Consider the following 6,748-nt stretch of genomic DNA (forward strand, 5'->3'; position numbering starts at 1 on the left):
CAGGCCGCGTCTCACCGGCATCCGCTGCCGGAAACTGTTCTCCCACTCATTGATGACTGGAGTTACCATGAACATTACGCATGCCTATGCCGCGCACGACGCCAAGTCAGCGCTAGTTCCTTTTGATTACACACCGCGCACCCTGCGCGACCACGATGTGCAAATCAACGTTCTGTTCTGTGGCGTCTGCCATTCTGATTTGCATCAGGCCCGCAACGAATGGAGCAATACACTTTTCCCGGTAGTGCCCGGTCACGAAATCGTAGGTCGAGTGAGCGCCGTAGGCAGCCACGTTTCACGTTATAAGATCGGCGACTTGGTTGGCGTTGGCTGTATGGTGGATTCCTGCCGCAGTTGTCCGAGCTGTGACGAAGGGCTGGAGCAATACTGTGAGAACGGCTTTACCGGCACCTATAACGGACAGGATCGACAAACCGGCGCCACCACCTACGGCGGCTACTCAACCGATATGGTGGTAGATCAGGACTTCGTGCTGCGCGTACCGGAAAACCTCGATCCTGCCGGAGTGGCCCCGTTGCTGTGTGCGGGTATCACCACCTATTCCCCACTGCGCCAATGGGGCGCCGGGCCGGGTAAAAAGGTGGGGATCGTTGGCCTCGGCGGGCTGGGGCATATGGGCGTCAAATTGGCCCGGGCAATGGGGGCGCATGTGGTGTTGTTCACCACTTCCACATCTAAAGTCGAGGACGCCAAACGCCTTGGCGCGCATGAAGTGGTGATCTCACGCAATCCGGACGAGATGGCCCAACACACCAACAGCTTCGACTTTATACTCAATACGGTCGCAGCCCAGCACGATCTGAACCCGTTCCTTAACCTGCTGCGCCGCGACGGTACCCTGACGCTGGTCGGCGCACCAGAACACGACCATCCGTCACCGCAGGTGTTCAATTTGATCATGAAGCGCCGCCGTATCGCCGGTTCGCTGATCGGCGGCATTGCGGAGACTCAGGAAATGCTGGATTTTTGCGGCCAACATGGCATTACCTCGGATATTGAGCTGATCCCGATGCAGCAAATCAACCAGGCCTTCGAGCGGATGCTGAAAAGCGACGTGAAATACCGTTTCGTGGTGGACATCAATTCACTGCGCGGCTAAGCACTTCGGGCGCCCACTGTGGCGCCCGATTTTTCCTACAGTTGTTTAATGATTCGCGCCGGGTTGCCACCGACCACACAGTTGGCTGGCACATCTTTAGTCACCACCGCACCGGAAGCCACCACCACGTTATCCCCCAGCGTAACGCCCGGATTTATCACTGCCCGACCACCGATCCACACGTTATCACCAATATGCACCGGTTTGCCAAACTCTGCCCCGCCGACACGGGTTTCTGCGTCCAATGGATGGGTAGCGGTGTAAATATGGACGCCCGGTGCCAACATGCAGTTATCACCGATATGCACTTCGCACACGTCAAGGATCACGCAATCAAAATTAGCGTAGAAGTTTTTGCCCAGATAAATGTTGTAGCCGTAATCACAGCGAAACGTCGGTTCGAGGGTTCCGCCCTGATATTGACCCAGAAGCTCCACCAACCATTGTTTACGCAATGCCCCCTCATCCGGAGATGAGTGGTTATAATGGTGTACCAACTGGCGCGCGCGCTTGCGCTCGCTGCGGAGTAACTCGTCACCAGCGTCGTACAATTCACCCGCAATCATCTTGCGTTTTTCTTCACTCATGGCCATGTCATGACATCCTTTCGTCTTACGGCTTATTGATTAATGAAGCCTAGTCGTTTCAATCAAACATTAAAAAGGGAACGTTCCCATAATCAAGCTGACTTCACAATTTGGAAGATTAACTGAAGGAAGGGTGAAGATCGTAAAAGGCAGGTCTGTACCTGCCCCTTAAGATTCAAGCGCGCAGTTCTTGGCGTACGTGCTCAGGTAATCCCTGCAACACCAACTGATACGAGCTGTCGATCAAGCTATAGAACTGAGAGTTCGGCAGGTTGCCGTCGAGAAACACGGTATTCCAATGGGCCTTATTCAACCGCTCGCAGGCCACGATCTCTGGATGGTGTTCCCGCAGGCTTTCCGCCAGCTCCGGGCTGGACTTTACCGCCAGTGCCGGCCGCCCCTGCACCTCGCACACCATGGCAAACATCACGTCACCAACCTTGATCTGACTTGCCTGCCACTGGTTCTGGTCGCTCTGTTCCGCGCCCGGCTTCGCCATGCAGTATTCCAGCAGTGCTGTGTTATTCATTGGGTTATTCCCCCTGTAAAGTGGCCACAACCCGGCGTGAACCGCCGTGGATGCGGTGCTCCCCCAGCCAAATTCCTTGCCATGTGCCCAGCATCAGTCGCCCGTGACCGACAGGCAGCGTCAAGGACGTGCCCAACAGAGAGGATTTGATGTGCGCCGGCATATCGTCCGGCCCTTCATAGTCATGTTGGTAGGGTGCGTTCTCTGGCACCTGACGCAGGAAATGCTGCTCCATATCGGCTCGCACCGTAGGATCACAGTTCTCGTTCAGCGTCAGCGAAGCCGAGGTATGCTGCAACAACAGATGCAGCAGGCCAGTTTGCAGGCGGTGTAAGTGGGTTAGCTGGTCGGTAATTTCTTCAGTAACCAGATGAAAACCACGCGCTTTTGCGCTGAGGATTAGCGTTTGCTGATGCCACATAAGTGAGCGCCCCTCAATCAGTATATTCTCTCTCCAGTTTGCGGCAACTCCGGCGACAAACCGACAACAAAAAAGGGAGCGATATCGCTATCGCTCCCTTCGCATGACGATGAACATCAGTTCACCCTAACAGCAATCACTGCACCGCGGCAAACGCCTCGGCCACCTGATGCACGTTGTTATGGTTCAAGCCAGCCATACAAACACGGCCGCTGTGGATCAGATACACACCAAACTCTTCACGCAGGCGATCAACCTGTGCCGCGCTGAACCCGGTGTAGCTGAACATACCGCGCTGTTCCAGCAGGTAATCGAAGTTACGCTGCGGTAGAGCAACTTTCAGCGCTTCCACCAGCGTTTTGCGCATCTCAAGGATACGGTTACGCATAGTCTCGACTTCTGCCAGCCACTGGGCTTTCAGTTGCGTATCGTTCAGCACCTTTGCCACCACCTGCGCACCGAAGTTCGGTGGGCTGGAGTAGTTGCGGCGAACCGTCGCCTTCAACTGGCCCAGCACGCGCCCGGCAGCCTCTTCGCTTTCGCAGACCACTGACAGGCCGCCGACACGTTCACCGTACAGCGAGAAAATTTTCGAGAACGAATTGCTCACCAGGCACGGCAAGCCCGCGGCAGCAAGGGTGCGAATGGCATAAGCGTCTTCGGTAATCCCGCCGCCAAAGCCCTGGTAGGCGATATCGAGGAACGGGATCAATTCACGTTCGGCGATCACCTTAACCACGTCATCCCACTGGGCGTTTGTCAGATCAGAGCCCGTCGGGTTATGGCAGCATGGGTGCAACAGGGCAATGCTGTGTTTTGGCAGTTGTTTCAACGCGCTGAGCATTGCGTCAAATTTCACACCCAGGCTTTCGTTGTCAAAGTACGGGTAGGTGTTCACCTTGAAACCGGCACCGCCAAAGATGGCAATGTGGTTTTCCCAGGTCGGATCGCTGACCCATACCTGCGAATCCGGAAAGTAGCTTTTCAGGAAGTCGGCACCGACCTTCAGCGCACCAGAACCGCCAACGGTCTGAATGGTGGCAACGCGTCCCTGCAGCAACATCGGGTGTTCAGCACCAAACAGCAGGTGTTGAACCGCAGTACGATAAGGGTGCAGGCCTTCCATCGGCAGATAGACCGACGCCCCCTGATCCACCGCGTTCAACTGCGTTTCCGCTGCGGCAACTGCTTTCATCTGCGGGATAATGCCCTGCTCGTCATAGTAAAGGCCGATACTCAGGTTAACCTTGTGCGAACGGGGATCTTTTTTGAATTTTTCCATCAGCGACAGGATCGGGTCACCTGCATAGGCATCAACGTTCTGAAACACGGGGTTGTTCTCCTGGATTATTAGGGTTTGGGGGCACAGCATTAGGCTCTAATATAGACGGAAAACGGCGTTCGGTCTGAGCTTTATCTCGCAACGGGCAACAAACCGTTTTCCTTGATACGGTTGAGCACGACCGCCGTTTTGATATGCGCCACACTTTTATGCCGCGACAGCGTCTGGCTGATGAAATCGTCCAGCGCCGGCAGATCCGCCACGGCCACTTTCAGCAGGTAGTCAGCGTCGCCTGTGGTTTTATAGGCGTCAAGAATGGCGTCCACTTCTTCCAGCATCTGGTGGAAACTGTCAATTTGCTCCTGCCCGTGCTGAGTCAGACTTACTTCAATCAGCCCTACAAGCCCCAGCCCGACGGCCTCTGGCGCCAAACGCGCGTGATAACCGCGGATCAGCTGTGCCTGCTCTAGGCTGATGCGCCGCCGTGAGCACTGGGAAGCAGACAGCCCAACCAATTCGCTCAGTTCCTGATTGGTCAGACGGCCATTGGTCTGTAACAGCGTCAGGATTTTCATATCAAAATCGTCAATGTTGTACATAGCCACCTGTAAACTGTGTTAATAAATGTTGACGTTACAGCCTATCAGTTTTTTGACTGTGGATACCCTCCCCCCGCCGAGGTTGTGAAGCGCACAGCAGCAATGCCGAACGTTTCCACCAACTCATGGCATAAAAAGTGGGTAACTCGCGCAAGTCAGCAACAATTAACGGCTAAATTGCGCATAAAACCACGAATGTATAAAAAGGACGCCGATGAAAAAGCTATTCCCTCTCGCACTGCTGGTTGCCGCCGGGAGCGCCAGCGCCCAATCACACCTGGATAAAGTCATTCAGCAGGGCACGCTGGAAGTGTGCACGACCGGCGATTACAAACCCTATACCTTCCTGAAAGAAGACGGCAGCTATGAAGGTATTGATATCACCATGGCGGAATCGCTGGCCAAGAGCCTGGGAGCCAAAGTGAAATGGGTGAAAACCAGTTGGAAAACCCTGACGCCTGATTTTGTCGCCGGTAAATGCGATATCGCTATGGGCGGGATCTCTGTCACGCTGCAGCGACAGAGGCAGGTGTTCTTTGCCGATAAGCTCGATACCGACGGCAAGATCCCGTTGGTGCGCTGCACCGACGTGAAAAAATACCGCACCATCGACCAGATCAACAAGCCGTCAGTACGCCTGCTGGAACCGGCTGGCGGTACCAACGAAGCCTTCGTGCACGCCTATCTGCCCAAGGCCAAGCTGACATTGACCCATGATAACGTGGGCATTTTCCAGCAGTTAGTCGACAAGAAAGCCGATGTGATGATCACTGACGCTTCCGAAGCGTTATATCAGCAAAAGCGGTATCCGAAGCTATGTGCGGTAAATCCGAACAAACCGATGCAGTACGGCGAGAAGGCCTACATGCTGCCGCGTGATGATTTGAGTTGGAAACTGTATGTGGACCAGTGGCTGCACCTGGCCAAAGCGACCGGTGAGTATCAGAGCATTATCGATCAGTGGTTGGCGGTAAAGAAGTAACGCGCAAGTGATCGGGGCCAGCACATTGTCGCTGGCCCCCTCGGGAGGCTATTCTCCGATATATTCCATCGCCACGCGCTGCGTCAGCTTGGTGATCAGCTCGTAAGCGCTGATGCCGGTGCAGGCCGCAATGCGTTCAACCGGCAACGCGTGACCCCACAGCACCACTTCATCGCCCACCTTATCTGTCGCATCAGGGCCCAGGTCCACCGACATCATGTCCATCGACACACGGCCCACGATTGGCACTTCACGGCCATTAAGCCACACGGGAGTGCCGGAAGGTGCGCTGCGCGGATAACCGTCACCATAGCCCATCGCGACCACGCCCAAACGGGTATCGCCTTCACTCACCCAGGTGCCACCGTAGCCGACAGACTCACCGGCCTTGTGCTCGCGCACGGCAATCAGGTTAGATTTGAGCGTCATGGCCGGCTGCAGATCAAACTGACAGCCATTGGAACCGTCCATCGGCGAAACGCCGTAAAGAATGATCCCCGGACGGACCCATTCGTTGTGCGCGTCCGGCCACAGCAGCGTGCCACCGGAAGCCGCAATCGAACGCTGCCCCGGTTTGCCACGGGCAAAGTTCTCAAAACACTGCATTTGCTTGAGCGTCGTGTCGGATTCGGGTTCATCGGCACGGCTGAAGTGGCTCATGATATTGACGGGCTGCACGACGTTGCGGCAGGCACTCAAACGTTGATAGAAGGCCTCAGCCTGCTCCGGGCGTACGCCCAGGCGATGCATGCCGGTGTCCAGCTTCATCCACACGGGCACCGGACGTGATAACGTGGCCTGCTCCAGCGCTTCAAGCTGCTCGATACTGTGCACTGCGGTTTCGATGTTGTTGGCTACCAAAACGGGCAAATCTTCGGCGGAGAAGAAGCCTTCCAGCATCAAGATTGGCTTGACGATGCCACCGGAGCGCAACATTAGCGCTTCGCCAATGCGCGCCACGCCGTAGCAGTCGGCATCTTGCAGGGTGTGCGCTGTTTCCAGCAGGCCATGTCCATAAGCGTTTGCTTTCACAACGGCAATCAGGCGACTTTGCGGCGCCTGACGGCGCACCTGTTGCAGATTATGTCGCAGAGCGCGGCGGTCGATTACAGCGGTTGCCGCTTTCATTTCAGTTCCTTAGCTGATTATTCGTCATCATATTGTGGCCCCGCGTAGTTATCGAAACGCGACCACTGGCCGTTAAAGGTAAGGCGCACGGTACCGATAG

9 protein-coding genes are annotated in these 6,748 nt (G+C 55.5%); 2 read left to right on the forward strand and 7 right to left on the reverse strand.

What is annotated here, in order from left to right:
- Window positions 1-67: 67 nt before the first annotated feature.
- A complete protein-coding gene (locus tag AC2FCQ_RS11105; protein WP_209637031.1) occupies window positions 68-1,120 on the forward strand; it encodes an NAD(P)-dependent alcohol dehydrogenase in 1,053 nt (350 codons plus the stop codon).
- A gap of 35 nt (window positions 1,121-1,155) precedes the next feature.
- Here the strand turns inward: AC2FCQ_RS11105 and maa are convergent, their stop codons facing one another.
- The 5 genes from maa to AC2FCQ_RS11130 all read right to left on the reverse strand — a co-directional run bounded on the left by maa (window position 1,156) and on the right by AC2FCQ_RS11130 (window position 4,538).
- Window positions 1,156-1,713: a maltose O-acetyltransferase gene (gene maa / locus AC2FCQ_RS11110; RefSeq protein ID WP_322740295.1), complete on the reverse strand. Its 558-nt coding sequence runs from the start codon at window positions 1,711-1,713 to the stop codon at window positions 1,156-1,158.
- A gap of 169 nt (window positions 1,714-1,882) precedes the next feature.
- Window positions 1,883-2,236: an MmcQ/YjbR family DNA-binding protein gene (locus tag AC2FCQ_RS11115; RefSeq protein WP_209637029.1), complete on the reverse strand. Its 354-nt coding sequence runs from the start codon at window positions 2,234-2,236 to the stop codon at window positions 1,883-1,885.
- Window positions 2,237-2,240: 4 nt separating this feature from the next.
- A complete protein-coding gene (locus AC2FCQ_RS11120; protein ID WP_017894193.1) occupies window positions 2,241-2,657 on the reverse strand; it encodes a secondary thiamine-phosphate synthase enzyme YjbQ in 417 nt (138 codons plus the stop codon).
- Window positions 2,658-2,793: 136 nt separating this feature from the next.
- Window positions 2,794-3,987: an amino acid aminotransferase gene (locus AC2FCQ_RS11125; protein WP_490307825.1), complete on the reverse strand. Its 1,194-nt coding sequence runs from the start codon at window positions 3,985-3,987 to the stop codon at window positions 2,794-2,796.
- A gap of 83 nt (window positions 3,988-4,070) precedes the next feature.
- Window positions 4,071-4,538: an Lrp/AsnC family transcriptional regulator gene (locus tag AC2FCQ_RS11130; RefSeq protein WP_209637025.1), complete on the reverse strand. Its 468-nt coding sequence runs from the start codon at window positions 4,536-4,538 to the stop codon at window positions 4,071-4,073.
- 214 nt (window positions 4,539-4,752) lie between these two features.
- On the opposite strand from AC2FCQ_RS11130, the gene AC2FCQ_RS11135 reads away from it, so the two are divergent.
- Entirely contained in the window at window positions 4,753-5,520 is a 768-nt protein-coding gene (locus tag AC2FCQ_RS11135; protein ID WP_209637023.1) for a transporter substrate-binding domain-containing protein, read from the forward strand.
- Between the two features lie 48 nt (window positions 5,521-5,568).
- Here the strand turns inward: AC2FCQ_RS11135 and alr are convergent, their stop codons facing one another.
- Entirely contained in the window at window positions 5,569-6,648 is a 1,080-nt protein-coding gene (gene alr, locus AC2FCQ_RS11140; protein WP_209637021.1) for an alanine racemase, read from the reverse strand.
- A 17-nt stretch (window positions 6,649-6,665) separates the two neighbouring features.
- Window positions 6,666-6,748, reverse strand: an 83-nt coding sequence (locus AC2FCQ_RS11145) for a hypothetical protein (RefSeq protein ID WP_313083907.1), incomplete at its 5' end; no start/stop codon positions are given.

It is taken from the genome of Serratia sp. CoH_134_PS_4, from assembly GCF_058190535.1.